Here is a 25,389-nt window from a genome sequence, read left to right as displayed (position 1 = left end):
ATCACGGAAGAATGACATCCAAGGATTACCGGGGGTTGTCATCGCAAGGAGGGTCTGGATTATGGCAAGTCCGGGAAGCAACAAACGGGGGAATGAGATCCTCAAAATGCTGCTAGAAAAAGCCGACGTTCAGGGATACCTGACCACAGAAGATCTGATGGAAGCGTATCCCAAGGTCAGCGAAGATCACGAGCGCTTTGAAGCCATCCTTCTGGCACTGCGCCGCCACGGTGTGGATATTTACGACACCGAAGAAACAGAATACCCTTTTCCCGAAGACGAATTTGACGGCGCTTTCATTGAAGAAGACCCCGTGCAGACTTTCGACCTCAACCGTATATCCAGCGATGATACCGTAGGGCTGTATCTGAAAGAGATGTCGCGGGTGCCGCTGCTTTCCAGCGAAGAGGAAGTGGAACTGGCAAAGCGCATCGAGCGCGGACGTGCGGCAAAGAAAGAACTGAACCGCAACGGTTCGCGTCTCTCCCCTCAACGCCGCAGTGAACTGGAAGCACAGATTCAGGATGGGGAAAGCGCCCGGGAACACCTCATTAAAGCCAACACCCGTCTGGTCGTCTCCATCGCCAAGCGCTACATCGGCAGAGGGGTACCATTCCTGGACCTGATTCAGGAGGGCAATTTAGGGTTGATGAAAGCCGTGGAGAAATACGAGTATCAACGCGGCTTTCGCTTTTCTACCTACGCCACCTGGTGGATTCGCCAGACCATCACCCGTTCCATCGCCGACCAGGGGCGCACCATCCGTGTGCCCGTGCACATGGTGGATCGCATCCGCCGCCTGTACCGCACCACCCACGAGATGGAACAAAAACTGGGACGCTCCCCCACCAGCGAAGAACTGGCTGATGCTATTGGCGTCAAAGCCTCCAAAGTGGACTGGATGATGCGCGTCTCGTGGTTGCCGCTCTCTCTGGAAAGTCCCATCAACGAAGACGAGGAAGATTCGGAACTGGGACAGTTCATTGAGGATCAGGTCACACCCTCACCCATGCAAACCACCTATACCAACCTGTTGCGTGAAAAGATTCAGGAAGTGCTCGACACCCTGCCCGCCCGCGAGGCGCGCATCCTGCGCCTGCGCTTTGGACTGGAGAACGGGCGCACCTATACCCTGGAGGAAGTGGGACAAAAATTTGGATTGACCCGCGAACGCATCCGCCAGATTGAAAACAAAGCCCTGCGGAGATTACGCCATCCACGCCGGGCACGACAGTTGAAAGATTATCTATAATAGAGGTAGCAAAAAATCCTGAACTACCGGGAGGGGGAATGAGCGATCTGTATCTGGCAAATATGTATCTGGAACAGGGTGACCGTGAAAACGCTGCCCGTGAACTGGAACGCATCCTCAGCGTGGATATGGACAACATCCATGCCTGGCGGTTACTGGCGCATGTACTCACCAGTCCGGATGAAATCCGCGAGTGCTGGGATAACGTTCTGCGCCTGAACCCCAGAGATCCGGAAGCCATCGCTGCGCTTAAAGCCATGGAAACCCAGTCGGTAACGTTTATCACCGAAGGCACCCCACCGCCCTTCCCGGAAGAAGATATGCAAGTCCTGGAGAGAGGGGATATGCCGGTGTTTGAGGAAGAAACCTCTCCTTCGCTGGAATACCGCATTGCTACCGAAGCCACCCGCCCGGTTCCTCCAAAGAAAGGCGATGAATTTGCCTACCTGGAACGCAACACCGAACCCAGACCTGCCGAAAAAGAGGAAAAGGGCTTCTTTGACAACGATTTCATCTTCTACACCCTGATCGTTCTGGTACTTCTCTTCATCGCTATCATGGCAATTCTGCTGATTTTTGGACCCGAGGCGTTCAATCCGCTTCTGGATTGGCTGCAGAGTCTGGGCCTCCCCCTGGGATCTCCATAACCTGCACAGAATATCGGAGTTCTTTTTCATTGCCCGAAGTTCAATTTTATGCTATCATACGCGCACGAGGTTGAACCAATGGAAACGTTGCTCATGGGCATGCGCGGCATGATGATGCGCGGGAGACGAATCTCACCGCCGGTTCTGGCTGCGTAGCCCTCGAAACGAACCTGCAGCCCGGCTGGCGGTGCCCGCCGGGTTTTCATTTCTAAAAATTTACGTCTTTGTCGAGGTTGCCTTATGTCCACTCCTGTTCTGGTTGCTGTTGCCTGGCCCTATGCCAACGCGGAAATTCACGTTGGTAACATCACCGGCGCGTACCTGCCGGCGGATATCGTCGCCCGTTACCACCGCCTCAAAGGCAATCGTGTGCTGATGGTCTCTGGCACCGACTCGCACGGCACTCCGGTCACCCTGCGCGCCGATGCCGAGGGGAAACCCGTCGAAGAAGTTTATAAACGCTTCCACGAATCCTTCCTGGATTTATTCCAGAAATGCGGGTTGACCTACGACCTCTTTACCACCACGCACACTGAAAATCACTTCAAGGTAGCACAGAGCGTCTTCCTTGCCCTGCTGAAGAACGGTTACCTGTACACCGAAACCCGCCCGCAGTGGTACTCACCCGCACTGAACCGTTTCCTGCCCGACCGTTATATCGAAGGCACCTGCTACCTTTGCGGCTATGAACACGCTCGCAGCGATCAGTGCGATAAATGCGGAAACGTGCTGGAGCCGGAAAAACTGCTCAACCCGCGCTCCAAAGTGGACGGCTCCACCCCGGAACTGCGCGAAACCGAGCATTACTACCTGGACCTCTCCAAACTGGAGCCGGAGGTTGCCCGTTTCCTGCGCGAACGCCAGCACTACTGGCGGGAAACCGTCAGCCGCCAGACGCTGGGGCAGATTGAAAGCGAGGGGCTGAAGAGCCGCCCCATCACCCGCGATCTGGACTGGGGCATTCCGGTGCCGGTGCAAGGCTGGGAAGGGAAATGCCTCTACGTGTGGTTCGAGGCGGTCATCGGCTACCTCTCTGCTCCCGTGGAATGGGCAAACCTGCACGGACTGGGCGATGTCTGGAAAGACTGGTGGGTCAACCCCGAATCGCGCACCATTTACTTTATCGGGAAAGACAACATCTTCTTCCATGCCGCCTGGTGGCCCGCACAACTGCTTGGAATGGGCGAAACCTTCATGGAAATTTTCACCGGAGAGAAAGGACAGAAACTGGTCCTGCCCTACGATGTGCCCGCCAACCAGTTCATGAATCTGGAAGGCGATAAAATCTCCGGCAGCCGAAACTGGGCGGTGTGGGGACACGATTTCCTCTCCCGTTACGATCCGGATCCTCTGCGCTACTACCTCACCGTCAACATGCCGGAGATGCGCGATACCGACTGGGACTGGGAAGATTTTTACAAGCGCAACAACGATGAACTGGTGGCTACATGGGGCAATCTGGCAAACCGGGTGCTCTCGTTTGCTGTCAAGCACTTCGAGGGCAAGGTGCCTGACCCCGGTCCTCTGACCGCTCTGGATGAGGACATACTGCGCAGGGTGGAAGCCGGTTTTGAGAGCGTGAGCGCGGAACTGGAAGCCGTGCATCTGCGCAATGCCCTGGGCACTGCCATGGCGCTGGCAACGGAGGTCAACCGCTATCTGGATCAGACCGCGCCGTGGAAGGAAATCAAGACCGATCGGCAGGCGGCGGCGCGCGCTATCTACACCGCCCTGCGCTGTATTGACAGCCTTTCCATCCTGCTGTCGCCTTTCCTGCCCTTCAGCAGTGAGAAACTGCATCAGTACTTCGGGTATGAGAAGCCGCTGTTCGGCAAACAGGCCACCCGAACGGTGCAGGACAGCCTGGGCGAGCATACCGTGTTGCTTTACGACCCCGACGATGCTTCCGGCAGGTGGGAGCCCAGCCAGTTGCAGGCAGGGCAACCCCTGCAGGCGCCGCAACCGCTCTTCAAGAAACTGGATGCCAGCATTGTTGAGGAAGAACGCGCCCGTCTGCACGCACAGCGCAAATCATAACCAACCCGCAAGGATTGATCCGGCGGAGTCCATCAACGGCTCCGCCGTTTTTTTTAAAATCACCCCCTGAAGGGCTTGAATTTTCGCGCAAAATATTCCATAATGTTTGAAAGAAATTGATTGATTTTGATTGTTTGTGATTGAATTTTATGGAAACCTCCCTCTCCAACATTGAACGTCAGCAAGCCATTCTCTCCCTGCTCCAGCGACAGCAGCGTTTGAAAATTGCGCAAATTTGCGAAGAATTTTCCATCAGCGAAGCCACCGCCCGCCGCGACCTGGAAGCGCTTGCCGCCCAGGGCTTGATTCAACGCGTGCATGGCGGCGCAATCCCCCTGCAACACGCCACCCCGGAACCGCCTTTACTGGAACGCAGTCAGGAACAGGCGGACGAGAAAGCCCGCATTGGCAAACTTGCCGCCGGACTGGTGCAGGACGGCGAAACGGTGTTTCTCGGTTCAGGAACAACCGTCCTGGAAGTGGCAAAAAACCTGCGTGACCGCAAGGGACTGACCATCATCACCAATTCCCTGCCGGTCATCAACCTGTTTGCGGGGCTGGAAACCATTCAGGTAGTCTGTCTGGGCGGGATTTTACGCAACAGCGAACTGTCCTTCATTGGACACATCACCGAGCAAGCCCTCAGTGAAGTGCGCGCCGACAGGGTCTTTCTGGGCGTGCGCGCAGTGGATCTCGAACATGGCTTGACCAATGACTACCTGCCCGAAACCATGACCGACCGCGCCATCCTCAAAATCGGGCGCGAGGTAATCGTGGTTGCCGACCATACCAAAACCTGCCGCGTTTCCACTGCCTTCCTCGCCCCCCTGACCAGCATGCACACCTTCATCACCACCCGGGAAGCCGACGAGAGTTTTATCGCCGCCCTTAGAGAACTGGGTATTCAAGTACTCCTTGCCTGAGCGATTTTGATTATCTGGAGTTCATATGCTTCTTTCACAGTACCGTCCTCGCCCCAAACTGGTCACCCCACAACATCAAGTGGAAAGCCCCCGCTTTCCGGTCATTGATGCTCATAACCATCTGGCGCCTCCCTTTGGCGGAGATTGGGAAGAGAAACCCATCAGCGCCCTGCTGGAACGCATGGACGCCGCGGGCGTGATTCACTACGTGGACCTGGATGGCGGTTGGGGAGAAGACATTCTCGACCGGCACCTGAATCTCTTCAAAGCCCGCGCCCCGGACCGCTTTTCGGTGTTTGGCGGGGTGGACTGGAGCCAGTGGGAACATCTGGGCAACCGCTTCCCGGAATGGGCGGCTCAGCGCCTGCGCATTCAAAAGGAACGCGGCGCAGATGGGGTGAAAATCTGGAAAAATTTTGGCTTGCATGTGCGCGACCACACCGGAGCGCGGGTGTCAGTGGACGATCCCCGTCTGGACCCTGTATGGCAGACAGCGGGAGAACTGGGGATGCCGGTGCTGATTCACGTGGCAGATCCGGTGGCTTTCTTCGACCCGATTGATGAAACCAACGAACGCTGGGAAGAACTGGGCAAACACCCGGACTGGTCATTCCCCAGCCCGCCCTTCCCCCCGTTTCTCGATATTGTCAACGCGCTTCATCGGCTGGTCAAACGCCACCCGCAGGTGACATTCATAGGAGCGCATGTGGGATGTTATGCCGAAAACCTCGCCTGGGTAGGTAAGGTGCTTGACGACTGCCCCAATTTTTACGTGGATATTGCCGCACGACTGGGAGAACTGGGACGGCAGCCCTACACGGCGCGGCGCTTCTTCCTGAAATACGCCGATCGCATCCTCTTCGGCACAGATGTCGGTCCTGACCTGGAAACCTACCGCATTTACTACCGATTCCTCGAAACCGATGATGAATACTTTAACTACAATCCGGGCGAAATCCCCTGGCAGGGGCGCTGGTACATCTACGGCATTTTCCTGCCCGATGAGGTGCTGGAAAAGGTGTACGCAGGCAATGCCCGGCGAATTCTTCGCATTCAGGGATGACATGATGGAACAGGGAACGTTTACATTTCAGGAAATTCTCTCTCAACCGCAGGCATGGGCAGGCACGCTGGAGGTCTTGAAACCGCTCCGGCAGGACATTCTGCACTTTCAACCCGAAGGGTATACACAGATTCTCTTTACCGGCTGTGGTTCCACCTACTACCTTGCCCTCTCTGCCGCCGCGCTCACACAGGAATTGACCGGTGCACTGGCGCGGGCTTTCCCCGCTTCAGAACTGTGGTTAAATCCAGAGTTGGTTTATCCCCGGGGGAAAACCCTGCTGATTGCGGTATCCCGTTCGGGGGAAACCAGCGAAACCCTGCACGCCTGCCGCTCCTTCCTGGAACAGCAACGCGGCGACCTGATTACCCTCTCCTGCTACCCCGAAATGCCGCTGGCAGAGATGGGCGCTTTGAATATCATCCTGCCATCCGGGCAGGAACAATCGGTAGCCCAGACGCGCGCCTTCTCCACCCTGTACCTCGGCACCATGGCGCTGGCCACCCTGTGGTCAGGGCACAATCACCTCTTCGAGGCTCTTAACAACCTGCCCGAAGCGGGCGCACGGGTTCTGGAAAGCGCCGCCGGGCTGGCAGGTCAACTGGGACAGGATACCACTATTGACCGCTTTTACTGGCTGGGCTCGGGAATACGCTATGGACTGGCATGTGAACTGAGCCTGAAGATGAAAGAGATGAGTCTGAGCCACAGCGAACCCTTCCATTTTCTTGAGTTTCGCCACGGTCCCAAGAGCATGGTTGCCGACTCTGCCGTCATCATTGGCTTACGCTCCAGCCGCAACGGGCAAATGGAAGGAGCGGTACTGGAAGATATGCTCGATCTGGGCGGCAGGGTGGTGGATTTATCTTTTGCCAATGCGCCTCTCTCCCCGAAAACACCCACCCATCGCCTCACGCTACCTTCTTTGCTGGCGGAGGAAATTCGAAACATTCTCTACCTGCCCGTTGGTCAGCGCATTGCCTTCGAACGGGCACTTTCTAAAGGGTTGAATCCAGATCGTCCCACGCATCTGGATACCGTGGTCAAGTTGTAACATTTCGAGAAAGGAGTATGTAATTATGAAGCGCACCCTGTTTTCCCTGATTCTGGTCCTCATCCTTGCCCTGACCGCCTGCGCCCAGGCAGGCGGAAAACCGGCAGCCTCCGGAGGACCCGTGGAGATTCGATTCATGGCATGGGGAGACCCGGCAGAACTGGAAGTGTGGAAACAAATCGTGGCAGATTTCGAAAAGGAAAATGCCAATGTTAAGGTCAGTGTGGAAGTTTCGGACTGGGATTCGTACTGGACGAAACTGAAAACCCTGCTTGCCGCCAATACCCCGCCGGATATCTTTGCCATTGACGCCCCGCTCTATAAGGATTACCAGGCTCGCGGCGTCCTGCTCAACCTCAAACCCTACCTCGATGCCAACCCCGGCTTGCTGGATGGGCTGTATCCCGTCACCTTGAAAGCCTACGAAACCCCCGAAGGCTACTTCGGCTTGCCGCGTGACTTTCAGACCATCGTGGTCTTCTACAACAAGGATATGTTCGACGCCGCCGGCGTCCCATACCCACAACAGGGCTGGACATATGACGACCTGCGCGAAATTGCCAGGAAACTGACCAGAGACACCAATGGCGATGGCAAAGTGGATCAGTACGGCTTCTATGCCGACCTGTGGGACATGGAATTGATCTGGAGCGAAGGCATCTGGGCATATGGCGGTGATGTAATCAATGCGGACGCTACCAGGACCCTCATCGGCACGCCGGAAGCCCGCAAAGCCTGGAAACTCTTCCATGACATGATTTTCGTGGATGGTTCCTGGCCCGATGCCAATACGGCTGCGCAGTACGGCGGTGATCCCTTCCTGGCTGGCGTTGCCGCCATGACCACCATCGGTCACTGGGCAATTCCAGGATATGCGGAAGCGTCCTTCAAGTGGGATGTGGCGCCCATGCCTGCCGGACCTGCCGGACAAGCCACCAGCGTCAACAGCGCCGGATTTGTGGTTGCCAAAGCCACCAAATACCCGCAGGAAAGTTTCAACTTCATCAAGTTTGTGTTGAGCGAGAAGGGTCAGACCCGCCTGGCGGAACTGGGGTTTGCCTGCCCGGTGCTTAAATCGGTTGCCGAAAGCCCCGCCTTCCTCGAGCAGGAAGTTAAGGTGAACCATCAGGTCTTCCTGGATTCGCTGGCGTTCGCCCGCATGAAGCCATCCTTCAAGGGCTACGAGGAATGGTCCTCGGTGATCGGCGACGGGATGAGCGTGGTATGGACCGGCGAAGCCGACCTGGACGCCACGCTGGATGAAGTCGTCAAACAGGCTGACGAAGTGCTGGCGAAGAACAAGTAACCCTTTCCAGTTTCCCTGCCCCCCGCACTGGCGCACCTGAGCCTGCGGGGGGCAGGCTTGGAGCAACTTTTATGGAAGCCGGTCTCAAACCTCTGGGTCGGGAAAAATTCTGGCTGTGGGCAATGCTCACCCCCACACTGTTTGGGCTCTTTTTCAGCGCTTTTGGATCGCTGCTGGCAACGCTTGCGCTCTCCTTTACCCGTTGGGATTTGCTCACCCCACCGCAATGGGCTGGCTTTGCCAACTACGTAGCCCTGTTCAAGGATCCCAAGTACCTTACAGCGCTGATCAACACGGTGCGGTTTACCGCCATGTACGTTCCGGGAGTGGTGATCGTCTCCCTGCTGGTGGCAGTGCTGATGAACCGTGGACTGAAGGGCATTTCTTTTTTCCGCACGGCTTACTATTTGCCCGCGGTAACCTCGGCAGTCGCCACCGCACTGGTCTGGCAGATGATTTACGGCAAGGATACCGGTATACTCAACTATCTTCTAGAAAGCATGGGACTGCAACCGGTGTGCTGGTTATGCACCGATATGGCGCTGTACTCGGTCACCATCGTGAATATCTGGGGTGCCATCGGTGAGGGTATGATCATCTTTCTGGCGGGTCTGACGGCCATCCCCAAAGAGTACTATGAAGCCGCCGAAATGGATGGCGCAAAGGGCATTCAAAAATTCTTTCGCATTACCCTGCCGTTGATCACGCCAAGTATTTTCTTTCAGACCCTCATCTCGACCATCAACGCCTTTCAGGCGTACGACTATATTTATATGCTCACCCGCCGCGGTCAGGGCGATAGTTCTGTGCCGGTGGTGGTGTTTTCCATCTACCGCAATGCCTGGCATTTTTCCAATTACGGCGGCGCCAGCGCCCAAGCCATCGAACTGACCCTCATTGTGGCAGTCTTGATGGGACTGTATCTGTGGCTGGAAAAGCGTTTTGTGGTGTATGAGTAGGGAGGAGACCTTTATGGGAAAACGCGCACAAACCCGAATGATAGACGCCCTGACCTACCTCATTCTGCTCATCGGCGCGGTAGGTATGGTCACCCCCTTCCTGTGGATGGTCTCCACGTCCTTTAAACTGCCCGCCGATCAGTTCACGAAAACGTTTATTCCGCCCACCTTTACCCTCAAAAATTTTCAGGCGCTCTTTGCTTACCGCGACATCAGTTTCCCGCTGTTGTTCCTCAACAGCACAGTGATTGCTCTCCTTACCACCATCGGGCAACTGCTCACCTGCTCTATGGCGGCATTTTGCTTTGCCGTGGTGCGCTTTAAAGGCAGGGAAGTGCTTTTCACCCTGCTTTTGCTCACCCTGCTGATTCCGTTTCATGTCACCCTGATTCCCAACTTCATCATTTTCTCATGGCTGGGACTGGTAGGAACCAGCGTACCGCTGTGGTTGCCTGCTTTCTGGGGAGGTGCCTTCGGTACCTTCCTTTTACGGCAGTACTTCCTCACCATCCCACGGGATCTGGTGGATGCGGCGCGGGTAGATGGTGCCACCCTGCCGCAAATCTACTGGCAGGTGTACCTGCCGCTTGCCAAACCCGCCCTGGCGGCGCTGGCAATCTTTTCCTTTCAGGGGGCGTGGAACGATCTGTTAAGACCTCTGGTGTACATGCCCGCTGCTCCCAACACCACCCTGACCGTTGGGCTGGCGTTGTTCCAGACTCAGATGACCCGCGGCGGCAACTTTACCGTGCTGATGGCAGGCGCGCTGATCAGCATCCTGCCTCTGCTCATCGTCTTCTTCTTTGCACAGCGCTTCTTCATCGAGGGCATTGCCCTGACCGGCGTCAAACGCTAAATTCATTTTCATCACAGGAGAGGTTATGACCAAGATCACCTTTATTGGCGCAGGCAGTCTGGGATTTACCAGTGAACTGGTGCGCGACATCCTCACCTTCCCCCTGCTGGAAGATGCCCACATCGCCCTGATGGACATTCACCCCGAACGGCTGGAATGGGCAAAGCGACAGGTGGAAAAACTCATCGCCGCAGGCAACCGCCCTGCCACCGTCTCTGCCACCCTTGACCGCGCCGAAGCCCTGAAAGGCGCCGACGTGGTGCTGACAACCATCCTGGCAGGCAGTACCGAGGTCTGGCGGCACGATATTGAAATCCCCAAGAAATACGGCGTAGATATCAATGTGGGCGATACCCGCGGACCCAGCGGCATTTTCCGCTTCCTGCGCACCATCAACCCGATGATGGACATCGTCCGCGACATGGAAAAGTACTGCCCCAATGCCGTCTTGCTCAACTACACGAACCCCATGGCAATGCTGGTCTCTGCCATTCAAAAGCAGTCTTTCATTACCGTCACCGGCCTGTGCCATTCGGTGCAGGGCACTGCCATGATGCTGGCGCGCTGGATTGGCGCCCCTTACGAAGAAATTGATTACCTGTGCGCGGGCATCAACCATCAGGCGTGGTATCTGGAGTTTAAATGGAACGGACAGGACGCCTATCCGCTCATCCGTAAAGCCGTGACCGAACGCCCCGAAGTGTACAACGAAGAAATTGTGCGCAACGAGATGTTCCTGGCACTGGGCTATTACGTGACCGAATCCAGCGGACACAACTCAGAATACAACTGGTGGTTCCGCAAACGCCCCGACCTGATCGAGAAGTACTGCACGCACGGCACCGGCTGGAACCCGGGCGAGTATGCCTACATCCTCAAAGAATACCAGCGCAACGAAGCCACCTGGCAGGATCAGGTGCGCCAGCGTCTGGAAACCCCGCTCACCCCCGAAGATTTGAAACGCGGCGAGGAATATGCGGCGTACATAATTAACGCGCTGAAAGGCGGCGAGCCGTTCAAGTTCAACGGCAATGTGCGTAACACCCACCTCATCACCAACCTGCCCGAAGGCGCCTGTGTGGAAGTGCCGGTGTATGTGGATCGCGCCGGCTTCCATCCCATCCACGTGGGGGCGCTCCCGCCCGAATGTGCCCTGCTTACTCAACTCTCCAGCGGTATCGAAGAAATGGCAGTTCAGGCGTCCATCGCCGGGGATCCCACCATGGTGTACCGCGCTATCTGTCACGACCCGCTGACGGCATCGGTGCTTTCTCTGGCGGAAATCCGCGCAATGACCAATGAACTGTTTGCCGTACATAAGGACTACCTGCCGCAGTTCAAAGTTCATCGTGTGTAAGGGCATCTTCCACCCCGCCATATGGGGATTGAGCCTCTGCTTTCTTCTGGCTGGATGCGCGCTGGCTTTCCCCCATCCTGCCAGCCCTGACTTAACGGAGATACCAGACATGGCATCCTCTACCCGATCCGAAAACAGCGCTCCCTCTACCGACTGGTGGCATCCCACCGCAGGGTTGACCTGGCAGTGGCAAATCGGGAATAACGACATTGATACCACCATCGAAGCCGATGTGTATGACATTGACCTGTATGTGGATCAAGTCATCATTGACGAACTGCACGCCAGAGGGCGGAAGGTCATCTGTTACATCAGCGTGGGCTCGTGGGAAGACTGGAGACCCGACAGAGACCGCTTTCCTCCAGAAGTACTGGGGAAGGATTACGAGGGCTGGCAGGGTGAAAAATGGCTGGACATTCGCCAGATGGACAAACTGGCGCCGATTTTGCGCGCCCGACTGGATCTGTGCAAAGCCAAAGGATTCGATGCGGTCGAACCCGATAACATGGAAATATACACCAACGACACCGGTTTCCCGCTGACTTACGCCGATCAGTTAAAGTTTGCCCTGTGGCTTGCCGAAGAAGCCCATAAACGCGGGCTTGCCATTGGACAGAAGAACGCCGCCGACATGGTAGGGGATCTGGTGAACGCCTTTGATTTTGCCATCACCGAGGATTACTTTTACTACGGCATTGCCGAAACCATGCTCCCCTATATTCAGGCGGGAAAACCGGTATTTGCAGCCGAGTACACCGACCTGCCCGGCGATTTTGATTCTTTCTGCCGCCAGTCCAGACAACTGGGCTTCAGCACCATTCTGAAGCACCGGGAACTGGATGCCTGGGTAAAGTTCTGTCCTTAGTCCTGCACGTCATGGAAAGGATTTTTATGAAAGCATTGAGTATTGCCAAATTCCGTTCTTTCCAAACCTGTGCCTCTGCACGCGGCACGTTTACCTTTCTGGCACTGGATCACCGCCAGAATCTGCGCCGCGCCAACCCACGCTTTCAGGATGACGGCGAACTGAGCCGTTTCAAACTGGATGTGACCACCGAACTGGCACCCTATGCCACCGGCGTGCTGCTCGACCCGGAAGTCTCAGCGGCGCAGGCAATAGCCAGCGGCGCCCTGCCTGGAAATCGCGGTCTGGTGGTGGCACTGGAAGCCACCGGCTACACCGGCGATCCCCATGCGCGCCGTTCTCAAATTCTGCCCGGCTGGAGCGTGGAAAAAGCCAAACGCATGGGCGCCAGCATGGTAAAACTGCTGGTGTACTACCATCCGGATGCGCCCACGTCCGGGGAAATTGAGGACTTTGTTGCGCAGGTTGCCGCCGAATGTCAGCAGGTTGACCTGGCGCTGATGCTCGAACCCCTGTCCTACCCCTTAAAGGGGGAGCGCCTTTCCGGCGAGGAAAAGCGCCGGGTGGTCATTGAGACGGCGCGCCGCCTCACCGCCATTTCCGGGGTGGATTTACTCAAAGCCGAACTGCCTCAGGCAACCGATGACGCCGACATGGCTCGCCTTGCCGATGCCTGCGCCGAACTGCATGAGGCAAGCCAGGCGCCGTGGATTTTGCTCTCCGCTGCTGTGTCTTTTGAAACCTACCTGCAACAGGTAGAGGTTGCCTGCCGCGCCGGAGCCAGTGGCATTGCCGTAGGACGAGCCGTCTGGCAGGAAGCCGTCCCTCTTGAGGGAAGCGCGCGACTGGATTTTTTGCGCCATACGGCTCGCCCGCGTCTGGAACGCCTGACCGCCCTGTGCCTGGCACTGGCACGACCATTTACCGAAGTGTACACTTCCAGCGCGCCGTTCGACTGGTACCGCCACTACTGAAAGCCTATGCTTGACGGAACTGCATCTTCCAGACCATTTGACCTTCTGGTTGCCGGTGAGATCAACCCCGACCTGATTCTCACCGGCAATGTGGAACCGGTGTTTGGACAGGTGGAAAAGTGCGTGGAGTCCGCCCACCTGACCATCGGCTCTTCATCGGTCATCTTCGCCTGCGGCGCGGCGCGCCTTGGCTTGCGGGTAGCCTTTGTGGGCAAGTGCGGGGACGACCTGTTTGGGCGCTTCATGCTGGAAGCCATGCAGGCATACGGTATTGACACCCGCGCCGTAAAGATGATGCAAGGCGGAAAAACCGGTTTGAGCGTCATCCTCAACCGTGGGAACGACCGCGCCATCCTCACCTTTCCTGGATTAATTGCCGCTCTTACCGCCGGGGATGTCACCGATGACCTGCTCCAGCAGGCACGTCATCTGCACATTGCCTCGTATTTTCTGCAAACCGCTCTGCAATCGGGCTTGCCCGACCTCTTCCGCCGCGCCCGCCGCTTCGGGCTGACCACCTCGCTCGACCCCAACTATGACCCCGGACAATCCTGGCAGGGTATCCGCGAGTTGCTGGCATGGACAGACGTGTTTCTGCCCAATCAAACCGAAGCCTGTTCGCTCACCGGCATGAACGACCCTGTAGAAGCCGCCCGGGCGCTGGGAAGACAGGTACATACCCTGGCGATGAAATGGGGGGCGCAGGGAGCCGCTGGTGTACAACATGAGCAGATGGTGCTGGTGCCTGCGCTATCTGTGGATGTGGTGGATACCGTTGGCGCGGGCGATTCCTTCGACGCGGGATTCCTGTACGGGTACCTGCACGGCTGGACTCTGGAAGACTGCCTGCGCATGGGCGTGATTTGCGGAAGTCTGTCCACCCGCGCAGCAGGGGGAACGGGGGCTCAGCCCACCCTTGCTGAGGCGCTGGATGTTCTTCAAAGAGGGAAGGCATGATCTTCAGCACGCCCGCACCACTTCAAGAGATGGTTGCCGCTCAGAAACAGGGAGAGGCGCGGGGAATGCCGTCCATCTGCTCCGCCCATCCTGTTGTGCTGAGCGCCGCCTGCCACCTTGCCCGCCAGACCGGCGTACCCCTGCTGGTGGAAACCACCTGCAACCAGGTCAACCCGGAAGGCGGTTACAGCGGAATGACCCCCGCCATCTTTGTTGCCTTCCTGCAAAATCTGCTGGCGCAGGAAGGTATGTCCCCTGCGCAGGTCATCCTGGGCGGCGATCATCTGGGACCGTACCCGTGGCGGGAACACCCCGCCGAAAAAGCCATGGCAAAAGCCGTGGAGATGGTGCAGGCGTATGTGCGTGCAGGCTACACCAAGATCCATCTGGACGCTTCCATGCCCTGCGCCGATGATGATCTCAGTCAACCGCTTCCGCTGGAACGCATTGCCCGGCGGGCGGCGCAGTTGTGCGCCGCCGCCGAAGCCGCCGCCGGGGCGGTCAAGCCCGTGTATGTCATCGGCAGCGAAGTACCCGCACCGGGCGGGACGCAGGTGCAGGAAGAGGAAGTACGCGTAACCTCCCCACAGGAAGCACAGTCCACCCTGGAGGCTTTCCGCCGGGCATTTGCGCAGGCAGGGCTTACCTCTGCCTGGGAGCGCGTTATCGCCCTGGTGGTACAACCGGGGGTGGAATTCGGCGTTGCCAGCATCCACGATTACCGGCGGGAAGCGGCTTTTCCGCTGAAATCCTTCATCGAAACTGTGCCCGGCATGGTGTACGAAGCCCACTCCACCGATTATCAAACCCGTACTTCTTTGCGTGCGCTGGTGGAAGATCACTTTGCCATCCTCAAAGTGGGTCCGGCGTTGACTTTTGCCTACCGCGAAGCCCTGTTTGCGCTGGAACACATCGAACGGGAAACGCTGAGCGCAAAAGGCGTGCCCCTTTCCCACCTGACAGAAGTCCTTGAGCAGGTCATGACAAACGATCCGCGTCACTGGCAGGGGTACTACCCCGGCACTCCTGCCGAACAGGTCCTGGCGCGCCGCTACAGTTTCAGCGACCGCATCCGCTACTACTGGCACCAGACCGCCGTGCAGGAAGCCGTGCAGAGACTGCTCGCCAACCTGAAAGCATACCCGCCCCCGTTGAGTCTGCTCAGCCAGTATCTGCCATCCATCTACCGCAGGGTGCGCGCAGGGGAAATCTTCAGCCACCCGCAGGACCTGATTCGGGCGCGCATTCTGGAAACGCTGGAAGATTACGCCTCTGCCTGCGGAACGCTTCAGAACAGGTTGCCCCTATCCCCGCTCTGAAACCCCGCAAGGGGTGAAGGGGAACCAGTCAGAAATTTTAGAGACTTTCTCAAGTTCAACTGGCTGTTGACCTCTGGGTGACTTCCTTCAGTCTCCCCTTCTCCCTGAAGGTGAAGGAGAAAACCGGTTTTGTCTCTTCGCAAAAGAAGTCAGTGCGAAGGCAGTTCTTATCCTTTCTCTGGCAGGGCAAGAAAAATATTCCCCAACCGCTCATTATCCCGCATTTAGATGAAAAAAGGTAAAATAACCCTACAACAGGAGGTACTGGAGTCGTATGAGCGAAACTGGCGAACGCATTACCATGCAAAACGGACAACTGCACGTCCCGTCTCACCCCATCATTCCCTTTATCATCGGCGATGGCACCGGACCGGACATCTGGCGCGCGGCGGTGCGCGTCTTTGATGCCGCGGTGGAAAAAGCCTACCGCGGTGAACGCCGTATTGTCTGGAAGGAAGTACTGGCAGGGGAGAAAGCCTTTAACACGCTGGGTACGTGGCTTCCCGATGAAACCCTGCAGGCATTTCGGGAATATCTGGTGGGCATTAAAGGTCCCCTGACCACGCCCATCGGCGGGGGTATCCGCTCACTCAACGTTGCCCTGCGCAAGGAACTGGATTTATACGTCTGCCTGCGCCCTGTGCGCTACTTTTCGGGCGTCCCCAGTCCGGTGCGACACCCCGAACTGGTGGACATGGTCATCTTCCGCGAGAACACCGAGGACATTTACACCGGCATTGAATACGAATACGGCACGGAAGAAAACGTCCGCTTCAAGCAACTGCTCAAAGAGCATTTTCCCAAAGATTACGCCAAAATTCGTTTCCCCGAGACGGCGGGCATCGGCATCAAACCGGTTTCGCGGGAAGGTACGGCGCGGCTGGTGCGGGCGGCGATTCGCTACGCACTGGAAAACCGGCGTCGCAGCGTCACCCTGGTGCATAAGGGCAACATCATGAAGTACACCGAAGGCGCTTTCCGCAACTGGGGCTATGAGGTTGCGGAGCAGGAATTTGGCGATCAGACCTACACATGGGCACAGTGGGAGCGCACCAGAGCCGAAAAAGGCGAGGAAGCCGCCAATGCTGAGCAGGAAGCCGCTTTGAAAGCCGGCAAACTGCTCGTCAAAGATGTAATTGCCGATATCGTCTTCCAGCAGACCCTCCTGCGTCCGCGCGAGTTTGACGTGCTGGCAACCATGAACCTGAACGGCGATTACCTGTCTGATGCGCTGGCGGCGCAGGTCGGGGGCATTGGCATCGCACCGGGGGGCAACATCAACTACGTCACCGGGCATGCCGTTTTTGAAGCCACCCACGGCACGGCTCCCAAATACGCCGATAAGGACATGGTCAACCCCGGCTCAGTCATCCTCTCCGGCGAGATGATGCTGCGTTACATGGGCTGGACAGAAGCCGCCGACCTGATCATCCGCGGTATGGAAGGGGCAATTGCAGCCAAGACGGTGACCTATGACTTCCACCGCCTGATGGAAGGTGCCAGCCTGCTCAAATGTTCCGAGTTTGGCGACGCGGTCATTCGCCACATGGATTAATGCACTTTCCATTTCGACAAAAAAACAGGGTAGAAGCGCGGGAAAGAACGCTTCTACCCTGTTTGATGTTCAGGGATGGCGGGGACTCAGATAGTGAAATCTTCCTCATGCCACACACCGGAGGCATCCGGATGCGGCAGGCGAGTGTGATGCAGGTGCTCTTTGCCGTTGCCCGGCACCAGATGCGGGTGCTCCAGTACATGGGAGCGCAGGACGGCTTCGAGACGTTCCAGGCGGTCGCTGGAGCCAATCAACGCGGGTTGAACCTGCTGGCGGGCTTCTTCCAGACGTTTCTCCAGCGATTCAACCCGCTCAATGAGCGCCGCCACCGTGGTGCCGATGGTATCAGGCAGGATGTTGTGATTCAAATCGGGAGCGGCGGTCTGCGGGCGGTTGCGCACCACCACCTGACCGGGAACGCCTACCACCACCGAGTTGGGCGGTACGCTCTTCACCACCACGGCATTGGCGCCGATGCGGCTTCCCGTGCCCACGGTGATGGCTCCCAGAATCTTTGCCCCTGCCCCCACCACCACATGGTCTTCCAGGGTGGGATGGCGTTTGCCCTTCTGCAGACTGGTGCCGCCCAGCGTGACCCCATGATACAGGGTAACATCGTTACCAATCTCGGCAGTTTCGCCAATAACTACACCCATTCCGTGATCAATGAAGAAACGCCGTCCAATGGTCGCTCCGGGGTGAATTTCAATGCCGGTCAGGAAACGCATGACGTGCGACAGCCAGCGCGCCAGCGTCTTGAACCCGCGTCCCCACAGCCAGTGGGCAATACGGTGTCCCCATACGGCGTGCAGTCCCGGATAAGCCACCAGAATCTCGAGTACACTGCGCGCCGCGGGGTCGCGCTCAAATACCGAGGCAATATCCTCGCGCATCATCTGGAAAAATTTCCCCACCATACAATCACCTCTGAAAACAAACTAATCCGCTAAATCGGCGAACAGCGCTGTACTGAGATAGCGTTCGCCGAACGAAGGAATGATGACCACAATGAGTTTACCGGCGTTCTCGGGACGAGCCGCCACCTGAAGCGCCGCCCACGTCGCCGCGCCCGAAGAAATGCCCACCAGCAAACCTTCCATCTTTGCCATCTTGCGCGCCGTAGCAAAGGCATCTTCGGCTTTGACGCGCACAATTTCATCGTAGATTTGCGTGTTCAGCACGTCAGGAATGAACCCTGCGCCAATCCCCTGAATGGGATGCGGACCCTTCTGCCCGCCGGAAAGCACCGGACTGGCATCAGGCTCAACGGCAATCATGCGCACTGAGGGCTTGCGCGCTTTGAGCACCTCGCCCACGCCGGTGATGGTTCCGCCTGTGCCGACACCCGCCACCACCATATCCACCTGACCATCGGTATCACGCCAGATTTCCTCAGCGGTGGTTTTGCGGTGAATCTCCGGGTTGGCAGGATTCTTGAACTGTTGCGGCATAAAGTAACGCGGGTCGCTGGCAGCAATCTCTTCGGCTTTGCGGATGGCACCTGCCATCCCCTCACTCCCGGGAGTGAGGATGAGTTCGGCGCCGTAAGCGCGCAAAAGCATACGGCGTTCTTTGCTCATCGTCTCGGGCATCACCAGCACACAGCGATAGCCGCGCGCCGCGCAGACGAATGCCAGCGCTATGCCCGTGTTGCCGCTGGTCGGCTCGATGATGATCGTGTCGGGCTTGATCAGCCCTGCCTGCTCGGCGGCGTTAATCATTGCCACGCCAATGCGGTCTTTGACGCTTTTGGCGGGGTTGTAGTACTCCAGTTTTGCCACCACAGTGGCGACGGCACCGGCTTCCTGAGCGATGCGGTTCAGGCGCACCAGCGGGGTATTGCCGATCAGTTCGGTTGCGTCGTTTGCAATGCGCATGGTTTAGTACTCCTTCGATAATGTGGTTTGGTTTGTTCCGGTATTCATAACATTCCTGTAAAAAAATGGACAGCCAGCAGAAAGAAAACGAAAAGACAGCGGAGAACCGCTCAAACATACTTGCGTATGCGGGGCTGTTCTCCGCTGCCTTCGCTCTGCTGGCTGTCTCTCAGGGATTAACGGCTCTAGCGAGGCAGGGATCCCACGCCCCGCCTCGGACACATGCACGCCAGAACCATCAATCCACCTTCATTGACCATCTTACTCGAATTATAGAACGGTTTGGGAGATTGTCAAGGGAATTTTTTGGATTCGTATAAGAAAAAATGCTAAATTTTCCTATAATGAGAGAGGACATTCACCGGGAGGGCAGCGATGAAACTGGGAAAAATTGAAGCACCGGTGCGCCTGGCGCTGGCATTCTTTCAAGCCTGCAACCGGCAGGCAGTGGAAGACCTCACGGCACTTTTGAGTGAAGATTGCCGCTTTGAAAGCCCCACTTCGCCTTGCGGAGAGGTACTGTGCGGGCGGGAAAGTATTGGCTCGTACTGGCGGGAATTTTTCATGACTCACCCTGGCGCACGGTTTGAGGTGCAGGAAGCCTTTGGGATGGGGTTGCACAGTGTGGCGCGCTGGAAATGCCTGTGGCAGGATCCAAACGGCGGGACACACACCCTGTGTGGGATGGACATGTTCCGGATAGCCGGAGAAGTCATCTGTGAGCAGGTCTCATTTGGAAAATCCGGAAAGGCAACCGAAACGGTATAAACCGGCACCATTAGACTTTTTGAGAGGCAACATGGGCGTTTATATCGGGCTGGACGTTGGCGGGACAAAATTCATGGCGGCTTCGGCAACCCGGGATGGACGCATCCTCCGGCGGATGCGCGCCGATACTCCCCCGGCACTGGAAGAAGGTCTGGAATTGCTTCACGCCATGGTGGCAGAGGTGGCAAACGGCGAAACCATTCAGGCAATTGGCGCCGCTGTCGGCGGACCGCTGGAGTGGCGCACGGGAGTTGTTTCCCCGCTGCATCAACCTGCATGGCGTCAGGTTCCACTGAAGGCAATCATGGAAGAGCGCTGGCAGTGCCCTTTCCGGGTGGATGTGGATACCAATATTGCCGCTCTGGGGGAATATCACTTCGGCGGGGTGCGCGCCAGCCGCTTCCTTTACCTGACGTTAAGCACAGGGATGGGGGGCGGTTTTCTGGTGGATGGTAAAATCTACCGCGGGGCAAACGAGATTCATCCCGAAGTGGCACATCAATCCATCCCCTATCGCTGTTCCAACCCTGCCGGGGTGCAGTGCGAGTGCGGCTTGCCCGACTGTCTGGAAGGGTTGATCTCCGGCAATGCCATTCGGCGCATCTATGGCAAACCTGCCGAAGCGCTTTCGCCTTCTGAGTGGTCGGAGGTGGCTTACAATCTGGGCATGGGGCTGCGCAATCTTGCCGCCATTCTTGCTCCTGACCTGATCCGCCTGGGAGGTGGAGTGGCTCTGGGCGGCGGGCAAGCCTTCCTGGAACAGGCAGTACAGGTGATGCAGGAACACCTGAAGATCGTCGCCGCCCCGCAGGTGGAGTTAAGTCCATTAGGATATGATACGGCACTGTACGGCGCTATTGCCGCCGCAATCTACGGACTGGAAGATTGAACCGTACCTGCAGAGGCAGGATGATGAGGTTTTTGTTTGCAGTCATCCAATTCGCCTGACCTTTATACAAAACCAGAAGAACTCCAGCCCCGATTTTGACCTGATTCCTGCGGTATAATGTACCCCATGTCGGAAATGGATCTAGAGAACACTCAGCCCTCGCGCTCTCGCGAGTCGCTGGAAGATACACAACCGAATCGCCCTCCGGTTGCGCCGGAATCGCCCGCTTCCCCGCAGGAAGAGGGCATGCCTCAACACGAACCCGAAACCCAGCCGCGCCGCCGCTCTCTGCGCGGGTGGGTGATTGCCGGAGGAATTCTTTTGATTCTCTTACTGGGTGGTCTGGGAACCTATCTGGGATACCGTGCCGCTCAGGCTGCCCGTTCGCAAATGTCGCGCGAACAAATCGTCACCCTGGCGACCGAGCAGATGATGCTGGCTCAGCAGGATCTCGAGCAGGGACGTTTTCAGAATGCCCGCCGACGCCTGGAGTACGTTATCCAGCTCGACCCGAACTTCCCCGGGGTGCAGGAAAAACTGGCGGAAGTGATGATTCAGGAAGCCTTTTCGCTGACCCCCACTGCCACGATTGCCCTGGCGACCAGCACACCCACCCCCACGCCTGATTTCCGCGGCGAGGAAGAAATTTTCAATAACGCCCGGCAACTGCTGGCGCAAAAAGAATGGTTTGCGGTGCTGGATATGCTCGATGCCCTGCGCAATAAAAACCTGACCTACCGCGCCGTAGAAGTGGATGGCATGTACTACATTGCCCTGCGCAACCGCGGGCTGGCGAAGATTAACAACGGCAATCTGGAAGGCGGTTTGTACGATCTGGCGCTGGTAGAGCGCTTTGGCCCGCTGGATGTGGATGCTCAGGGCGTACGCAACTGGGCGCGCCTGTACCTCACCGGCGCGGCATACTGGGGGGTACGCTGGGATCAGGTCATCTTCTACTTTTCTCAAATCGTTCCTGCCTACCCCGGTTTACGCGATGTCAACGGCGTAACCGCATTGGAGCGCTACCGCATGGCATTGATTAAATACGGCGATCAACTTGCCACTGAAGGCAAGTACTGCGAGGCTCTCAAACAGTATGAAGCCGCCCAGCAGGTGGCGCCGGATGGTATGCTGGAACCAACCATGACGGCTGTGTACAACCTGTGCTACGTCCAGCCCACCGAGACGCCTACCCTGCCCTTTACTCTGACGCCTACTCCCAGTACGACCGGCGTGATTCTTCCGCCTACCGAGACTCCCACGCCTCCGGCTCCCACCGAGACACCCACAGACACTCCTGCACCCTGACGGAAGAGGAACGGATGCAGACGCCTACCTTTGCCCTGGCTCTGGCTTACTGGTTGCACATGCTCGCCACGGTGCTCTGGCTGGGCAGTTTGAGTGCGCTGGCGGTTCTGGTCATCCCTGCGGCGCGGCGCACACTGGATGCGTCTGCATATGCCGCCCTGCTGGGTACCTTGCAGGAACGCCTGCAACCGCTGGGATGGCTTTCGCTGGCGGTGCTGATTGCCACCGGCATGTTTCAGATGAGCGCTCATCCGCGCTACACCGGTTTTCTCGCCATCGAAAACTCATGGGCGGTTGCCATTCTCATCAAGCATCTGGTCATCGGGGGAATGGTTCTGCTCAGCGCATACAATACCTGGGGACTCCTTCCACGCCTGCGCCGCATGGCAATCCTGCGCGCTTCGGGAAAACCCCTCGATGAAGCACAGCAGGCACAGGTTCAGCGGCAGGAACGCCTTTTACTCGCCCTTTTGCTGATTTTTTCGGTGCTGGTGCTGGCGTTGACGGCGCTGGCGCGGGCTGTGTCGTGAATCAGGGCGTCTCTTCAGGGACAGGCACAAGGGTGGTTTCTCCGGGGATGTAATGCCACACCAGCCTGCCGGGGAAGAACTGCATCACCTCCCGGTTAAGGATTTCCCCGCGGTCAATGATGAAAATAAACTGCGAATCGAACAGGGGACTGCTCAAATCCAGCAGGCGCCCGTACTCAATCCATTTCTTTTGGGGGTAAACAATCACCAGCGCAGGCGGTAACTTTTGCGCCTCGGGAGAAAGGAAAGGGGCTAAATCGGAGGCATGAACATCGTACAGTCCCACCAGCATGGACAGACGGATGGGCAGGTAGAGGGTCACGTTGGCGGCGCACAGGAACAGCACGGCAAACGTCACCGCAAATAACCCCAGTCGATTCCGCCACCGCCGGCGAACGGCACGTCCAATTCCACCTGCCCGACCGATCAACCAGCACACCCCGGAAGCGTTTAACAGCATGGCTGCTGGCAGTCCCTCGTAATAATAGCGCGGTCCGTACAGCCAGGCAGGAGTCCAGTACAGGTTGTACACCCCCACCAGCGCCAGCAGAACCCCTACCGGCAGAAATGCCTGTGGGCGTTTGCGCAGGGCAATCAGCCCAAAGGGGAAGAACAGGTATGAGAGGTAGGGCCAGCCCATCAGGTCATGACTGCCCACACCCACGCTGAAGCGGGTATGGAACCATGCCTGCGCCAGGGTATGACCGCCTTCCTTCACGCCAACACCGGGACCAAAGCCGATTTTGTCATACTCCCACCAGAGCAGGTAAGGATTCAGGAAGGGATCGCCGGTCACTGCGTACTGCCAGACGAAGTAGAGCAGAGAGACTACACCGGCAATCATGCCAAAGATCAGCAGGCGCCAGCGCAACCGCGCTCCGCCGCGCCACAGCACCATCAGGGCATGCACCCCAAACGGCAGAGCCACGCCCACCGCGGTCAACGGGCGGGTGAGCGCCAGCAGTCCCATGCTCAACCCGGCAACAGGCAGAGAGAGCCACGCGGGGATGCGCGAAGGAAAAAACGCATCCAGCCAGGCATGCGTGAACGCCAGAGTCAAAAAGAGCGACCAGGGGTGGTTGAGCAGAGAACCGCTGTTCATCAGGAAGAAAGGCGAAATGACCGTGAAAAGCGCCGCCAACACGCCCACGGGCGCGCCTGCCAGGCGCTTTCCCAGACGGTAGATGAGCCACACACTCAACCCTGCCAGAAACGGGTTGACCCATGCCCGGGCATTCATCCGTTCGCCCAGCGCCAGCACCACCGACCACGCCGGTGGATACTTGCTGGAACGCTGACCGTGCGCGTCTACCACAAAAGGAACCAGAAAGCAGGTGGGGCAGGGCGGGGTGGGCGTGGTCAGCGTGAATCCACGGGCAATCAGACGGGCCTGCCAGGTGTACGCCATCTCATCTTCAATGTGTGGAATGGCTTCAAAAATGCGAAAAGTGACCTGCGAACTGGCGAAAAATCCTGCCAGCGCCAGGAAAAGGGCTAATCCATCCCAGAGAAGTTCGCGGCGAAGAGAGGATGTACTCATAAGACTTTTGGATTAAGATCGCACCAGTACTCCCGTCAAATCGTGAGTCATTGCGCCGGTGATGCGCACCGGTACAATCTCGCCGACAGGGGCTTCACCTTCCAAAAAAACCAGCCCGTCAATCTCGGGGGCATCGTGCGGCGCCCGTCCGATGGCAATGCCTCTGTCAAAACCTTCGATCAGCACCGGTTGAATCTGTCCCACGTAAGACTGGTTGCGCGCCAGCGAGATGCGTTCCTGCACCTCAGCCAGACGGGCAAGCCGTTCCTGCTTAACCTCGGCAGGGATGGGGTCGCCCAGTGGCTCGCTGGCAGTGCCTTTTTCAAAGGAGAAGGTGAAGATGCCTACATGATCAAACTGGATTTCCTGAACGAAATCCAGCAGGGTTTGAAATTCCTCTTCGGTTTCGCCGGGGTAACCGACGATAAAGGTGGTGCGCAGTGCCAGTTGAGGGATGGCGGCGCGCATCTTTGCCAGCGTCTGATACACCCATTCCATGTTAGCAGGACGGCGCATACGCCGCAGGGTTTGCGGGTGAGCATGCTGGAGCGGCATATCCAGATACGGCACAATTTGCGGGTGTGTTGCCATCACCTCGATCAGGCGGTCGGTGACATAACCGGGATAGGCGTAGAGGATGCGGATCCAGGGAATTTCCGGGGCTTCTCGCAGAATGCCTTCCAGCAGGGTTGCCAGCCCGTCTTTCATACCCAGGTCGTGCCCATAATCGGTGGTGTCCTGAGCAATCAGCAAAAGTTCTTTGACGCCCAGTTCCTGCAACATGCGGGCTTCTCCCAGAATAACCTCAGGGGGACGGCTGACGGCTGTACCTTTGATGAGCGGGATGGCGCAAAAGGCACAGGGACGCCGGCATCCATCGGCAATTTTCAGGTACGCGCTGGCGCCCTGAATGGCGGCGCGCAGGACGCCCTTCTCGTCTGTGCCGACGGTGGGGACATCGGGCAGATGGTACAGCGGCTCGGGATATTTCCGTCCGGGGCGTAACTGCTGAACCAGATCGACAATGTCCATCCAGCGGCGCGTGCCCAGAATGCCGTCAATGCCCGGTACTTCCTGCGCCACCTGCTGACGGTAGCGTTCGGTCAGACATCCTGCCGCCACCAGCAGTTGATGCTTCTTTTTGTGCCGCGCCAGATCCTTGAGAGTTTCCAGCGACTCCTGCCGGGCAGGACCGATAAACCCGCAGGTATTGACGATCAGCAAATCGGCTTCTTTTTGCCGATCCGTTGGCTCAAAGCCTGCCTGCTCCAGCAAACTCGCCATGGATTCTGAATCAACCGTGTTTTTGGCACAACCTAAAGAGATGAGATAAAAACGTTTGCTCATAACATA

23 protein-coding genes are annotated in these 25,389 nt (G+C 57.5%); 19 read left to right on the top strand and 4 right to left on the bottom strand.

Annotation, left to right across the window (positions count from 1 at the left end; genetic code table 11):
• Positions 1-61: 61 nt before the first annotated feature.
• From LHF31_RS03935 to icd, 15 genes are all read left to right on the top strand, one after another.
• Entirely contained in the window at positions 62-1,252 is a 1,191-nt protein-coding gene (locus LHF31_RS03935; protein WP_298008448.1) for a sigma-70 family RNA polymerase sigma factor, read from the top strand.
• Between the two features lie 38 nt (positions 1,253-1,290).
• Complete coding sequence (locus LHF31_RS03930; protein ID WP_303773615.1) at positions 1,291-1,899, top strand: tetratricopeptide repeat protein; 609 nt, start codon at positions 1,291-1,293, stop codon at positions 1,897-1,899.
• 240 nt (positions 1,900-2,139) lie between these two features.
• On the top strand, positions 2,140-3,936 hold the full coding sequence (gene metG, locus LHF31_RS03925; RefSeq protein ID WP_298008442.1) for a methionine--tRNA ligase: 1,797 nt from the start codon (positions 2,140-2,142) through the stop codon (positions 3,934-3,936).
• 149 nt (positions 3,937-4,085) lie between these two features.
• A complete protein-coding gene (locus LHF31_RS03920) occupies positions 4,086-4,859 on the top strand; it encodes a DeoR/GlpR family DNA-binding transcription regulator (RefSeq protein WP_298008440.1) in 774 nt (257 codons plus the stop codon).
• A 25-nt stretch (positions 4,860-4,884) separates the two neighbouring features.
• Positions 4,885-5,922: an amidohydrolase family protein gene (locus LHF31_RS03915; protein WP_298008438.1), complete on the top strand. Its 1,038-nt coding sequence runs from the start codon at positions 4,885-4,887 to the stop codon at positions 5,920-5,922.
• Between the two features lies 1 nt (position 5,923).
• Entirely contained in the window at positions 5,924-6,976 is a 1,053-nt protein-coding gene (locus LHF31_RS03910) for an SIS domain-containing protein (protein WP_298008436.1), read from the top strand.
• Positions 6,977-7,001: 25 nt separating this feature from the next.
• The gene (locus LHF31_RS03905) at positions 7,002-8,282 is read left to right on the top strand and encodes a sugar ABC transporter substrate-binding protein (protein ID WP_298008434.1); all 1,281 of its coding nucleotides are present in this window, start codon (positions 7,002-7,004) and stop codon (positions 8,280-8,282) included.
• A 71-nt stretch (positions 8,283-8,353) separates the two neighbouring features.
• The gene (locus LHF31_RS03900; RefSeq protein WP_298008431.1) at positions 8,354-9,241 is read left to right on the top strand and encodes a carbohydrate ABC transporter permease; all 888 of its coding nucleotides are present in this window, start codon (positions 8,354-8,356) and stop codon (positions 9,239-9,241) included.
• Positions 9,242-9,254: 13 nt separating this feature from the next.
• Positions 9,255-10,097, top strand: coding sequence for a carbohydrate ABC transporter permease (locus tag LHF31_RS03895; protein WP_298008428.1), 843 nt, complete (start codon positions 9,255-9,257; stop codon positions 10,095-10,097).
• A 25-nt stretch (positions 10,098-10,122) separates the two neighbouring features.
• Positions 10,123-11,454 carry an alpha-galactosidase gene (melA, locus tag LHF31_RS03890; protein WP_298008425.1) on the top strand — a complete coding sequence of 444 codons (1,332 nt, stop codon included), beginning with the start codon at positions 10,123-10,125 and terminating at the stop codon, positions 11,452-11,454.
• Positions 11,455-11,563: 109 nt separating this feature from the next.
• On the top strand, positions 11,564-12,319 hold the full coding sequence (locus tag LHF31_RS03885) for an endo alpha-1,4 polygalactosaminidase (RefSeq protein WP_298008416.1): 756 nt from the start codon (positions 11,564-11,566) through the stop codon (positions 12,317-12,319).
• Positions 12,320-12,345: 26 nt separating this feature from the next.
• Positions 12,346-13,293 carry a tagatose 1,6-diphosphate aldolase gene (locus tag LHF31_RS03880; protein ID WP_303773610.1) on the top strand — a complete coding sequence of 316 codons (948 nt, stop codon included), beginning with the start codon at positions 12,346-12,348 and terminating at the stop codon, positions 13,291-13,293.
• Positions 13,294-13,299: 6 nt separating this feature from the next.
• On the top strand, positions 13,300-14,250 hold the full coding sequence (locus tag LHF31_RS03875; RefSeq protein WP_298010285.1) for a carbohydrate kinase family protein: 951 nt from the start codon (positions 13,300-13,302) through the stop codon (positions 14,248-14,250).
• Positions 14,247-15,569 (top strand): class II D-tagatose-bisphosphate aldolase, non-catalytic subunit, encoded by a 1,323-nt coding sequence (locus LHF31_RS03870; protein ID WP_298010288.1) that lies wholly within the window; start codon positions 14,247-14,249, stop codon positions 15,567-15,569. The genes LHF31_RS03875 and LHF31_RS03870 overlap by 4 nt, the downstream gene beginning before the upstream one ends.
• A 274-nt stretch (positions 15,570-15,843) precedes the next feature.
• Positions 15,844-17,124 carry an NADP-dependent isocitrate dehydrogenase gene (icd, locus tag LHF31_RS03865; protein WP_298010290.1) on the top strand — a complete coding sequence of 427 codons (1,281 nt, stop codon included), beginning with the start codon at positions 15,844-15,846 and terminating at the stop codon, positions 17,122-17,124.
• 86 nt (positions 17,125-17,210) lie between these two features.
• Here icd and cysE read toward each other — a convergent pair whose 3' ends face one another.
• Together cysE and cysK are read right to left on the bottom strand one after the other, a co-directional pair.
• Entirely contained in the window at positions 17,211-18,041 is an 831-nt protein-coding gene (gene cysE, locus LHF31_RS03860; protein WP_363324801.1) for a serine O-acetyltransferase, read from the bottom strand.
• A gap of 21 nt (positions 18,042-18,062) precedes the next feature.
• Positions 18,063-19,001, bottom strand: a complete 939-nt coding sequence (gene cysK, locus LHF31_RS03855) for a cysteine synthase A (protein ID WP_298010293.1) — start codon at positions 18,999-19,001, stop codon at positions 18,063-18,065.
• 375 nt (positions 19,002-19,376) lie between these two features.
• Here cysK and LHF31_RS03850 point away from each other — a divergent pair, with 375 nt between their 5' ends.
• The 4 genes from LHF31_RS03850 to LHF31_RS03835 all read left to right on the top strand — a co-directional run bounded on the left by LHF31_RS03850 (position 19,377) and on the right by LHF31_RS03835 (position 22,496).
• Positions 19,377-19,769: a nuclear transport factor 2 family protein gene (locus tag LHF31_RS03850; RefSeq protein WP_298010296.1), complete on the top strand. Its 393-nt coding sequence runs from the start codon at positions 19,377-19,379 to the stop codon at positions 19,767-19,769.
• A 31-nt stretch (positions 19,770-19,800) separates the two neighbouring features.
• Entirely contained in the window at positions 19,801-20,658 is an 858-nt protein-coding gene (locus LHF31_RS03845; protein ID WP_298010298.1) for an ROK family protein, read from the top strand.
• A 126-nt stretch (positions 20,659-20,784) separates the two neighbouring features.
• Entirely contained in the window at positions 20,785-21,966 is a 1,182-nt protein-coding gene (locus LHF31_RS03840; protein WP_298010301.1) for a hypothetical protein, read from the top strand.
• 14 nt (positions 21,967-21,980) lie between these two features.
• Entirely contained in the window at positions 21,981-22,496 is a 516-nt protein-coding gene (locus LHF31_RS03835) for a CopD family protein (protein WP_298010304.1), read from the top strand.
• 1 nt (position 22,497) lies between these two features.
• Here the strand turns inward: LHF31_RS03835 and LHF31_RS03830 are convergent, their stop codons facing one another.
• Positions 22,498-24,036 carry a glycosyltransferase family 39 protein gene (locus LHF31_RS03830; RefSeq protein WP_298010306.1) on the bottom strand — a complete coding sequence of 513 codons (1,539 nt, stop codon included), beginning with the start codon at positions 24,034-24,036 and terminating at the stop codon, positions 22,498-22,500.
• Between the two features lie 12 nt (positions 24,037-24,048).
• Positions 24,049-25,383, bottom strand: a complete 1,335-nt coding sequence (rimO, locus tag LHF31_RS03825) for a 30S ribosomal protein S12 methylthiotransferase RimO (protein ID WP_298010308.1) — start codon at positions 25,381-25,383, stop codon at positions 24,049-24,051.
• Positions 25,384-25,389 lie beyond the last annotated feature (6 nt).

It is taken from the genome of Anaerolinea thermophila (genome assembly GCF_020723905.1).
Classification (GTDB): Bacteria; Chloroflexota; Anaerolineae; order Anaerolineales; family Anaerolineaceae; genus Anaerolinea; species Anaerolinea thermophila_A.
The sequence above is the reverse complement of the archived record's forward strand: the minus strand, read 5'-3'. Positions and strand labels throughout refer to the sequence as shown.

Excerpts from the sequence above, each read along its gene's own strand:
- cysE (WP_363324801.1), bottom strand. The coding sequence starts at position 18,041 with ATGGTGGGGAAATTTTTCCAGATGATGCGCGAGGATATTGCCTCGGTA.
- metG (WP_298008442.1), top strand. The coding sequence starts at position 2,140 with ATGTCCACTCCTGTTCTGGTTGCTGTTGCCTGGCCCTATGCCAACGCG.
- LHF31_RS03875 (WP_298010285.1), top strand. The coding sequence starts at position 13,300 with ATGCTTGACGGAACTGCATCTTCCAGACCATTTGACCTTCTGGTTGCC.
- LHF31_RS03920 (WP_298008440.1), top strand. The coding sequence starts at position 4,086 with ATGGAAACCTCCCTCTCCAACATTGAACGTCAGCAAGCCATTCTCTCC.
- LHF31_RS03915 (WP_298008438.1), top strand. The coding sequence starts at position 4,885 with ATGCTTCTTTCACAGTACCGTCCTCGCCCCAAACTGGTCACCCCACAA.
- LHF31_RS03845 (WP_298010298.1), top strand. The coding sequence starts at position 19,801 with ATGGGCGTTTATATCGGGCTGGACGTTGGCGGGACAAAATTCATGGCG.
- icd (WP_298010290.1), top strand. The coding sequence starts at position 15,844 with ATGAGCGAAACTGGCGAACGCATTACCATGCAAAACGGACAACTGCAC.
- LHF31_RS03885 (WP_298008416.1), top strand. The coding sequence starts at position 11,564 with ATGGCATCCTCTACCCGATCCGAAAACAGCGCTCCCTCTACCGACTGG.
- LHF31_RS03880 (WP_303773610.1), top strand. The coding sequence starts at position 12,346 with ATGAAAGCATTGAGTATTGCCAAATTCCGTTCTTTCCAAACCTGTGCC.
- melA (WP_298008425.1), top strand. The coding sequence starts at position 10,123 with ATGACCAAGATCACCTTTATTGGCGCAGGCAGTCTGGGATTTACCAGT.
- LHF31_RS03935 (WP_298008448.1), top strand. The coding sequence starts at position 62 with ATGGCAAGTCCGGGAAGCAACAAACGGGGGAATGAGATCCTCAAAATG.
- LHF31_RS03835 (WP_298010304.1), top strand. The coding sequence starts at position 21,981 with ATGCAGACGCCTACCTTTGCCCTGGCTCTGGCTTACTGGTTGCACATG.
- cysK (WP_298010293.1), bottom strand. The coding sequence starts at position 19,001 with ATGCGCATTGCAAACGACGCAACCGAACTGATCGGCAATACCCCGCTG.
- LHF31_RS03895 (WP_298008428.1), top strand. The coding sequence starts at position 9,255 with ATGGGAAAACGCGCACAAACCCGAATGATAGACGCCCTGACCTACCTC.
- LHF31_RS03900 (WP_298008431.1), top strand. The coding sequence starts at position 8,354 with ATGGAAGCCGGTCTCAAACCTCTGGGTCGGGAAAAATTCTGGCTGTGG.
- LHF31_RS03830 (WP_298010306.1), bottom strand. The coding sequence starts at position 24,036 with ATGAGTACATCCTCTCTTCGCCGCGAACTTCTCTGGGATGGATTAGCC.
- LHF31_RS03840 (WP_298010301.1), top strand. The coding sequence starts at position 20,785 with ATGTCGGAAATGGATCTAGAGAACACTCAGCCCTCGCGCTCTCGCGAG.
- LHF31_RS03910 (WP_298008436.1), top strand. The coding sequence starts at position 5,924 with ATGATGGAACAGGGAACGTTTACATTTCAGGAAATTCTCTCTCAACCG.
- LHF31_RS03930 (WP_303773615.1), top strand. The coding sequence starts at position 1,291 with ATGAGCGATCTGTATCTGGCAAATATGTATCTGGAACAGGGTGACCGT.
- LHF31_RS03870 (WP_298010288.1), top strand. The coding sequence starts at position 14,247 with ATGATCTTCAGCACGCCCGCACCACTTCAAGAGATGGTTGCCGCTCAG.
- LHF31_RS03905 (WP_298008434.1), top strand. The coding sequence starts at position 7,002 with ATGAAGCGCACCCTGTTTTCCCTGATTCTGGTCCTCATCCTTGCCCTG.
- LHF31_RS03850 (WP_298010296.1), top strand. The coding sequence starts at position 19,377 with ATGAAACTGGGAAAAATTGAAGCACCGGTGCGCCTGGCGCTGGCATTC.
- rimO (WP_298010308.1), bottom strand. The coding sequence starts at position 25,383 with ATGAGCAAACGTTTTTATCTCATCTCTTTAGGTTGTGCCAAAAACACG.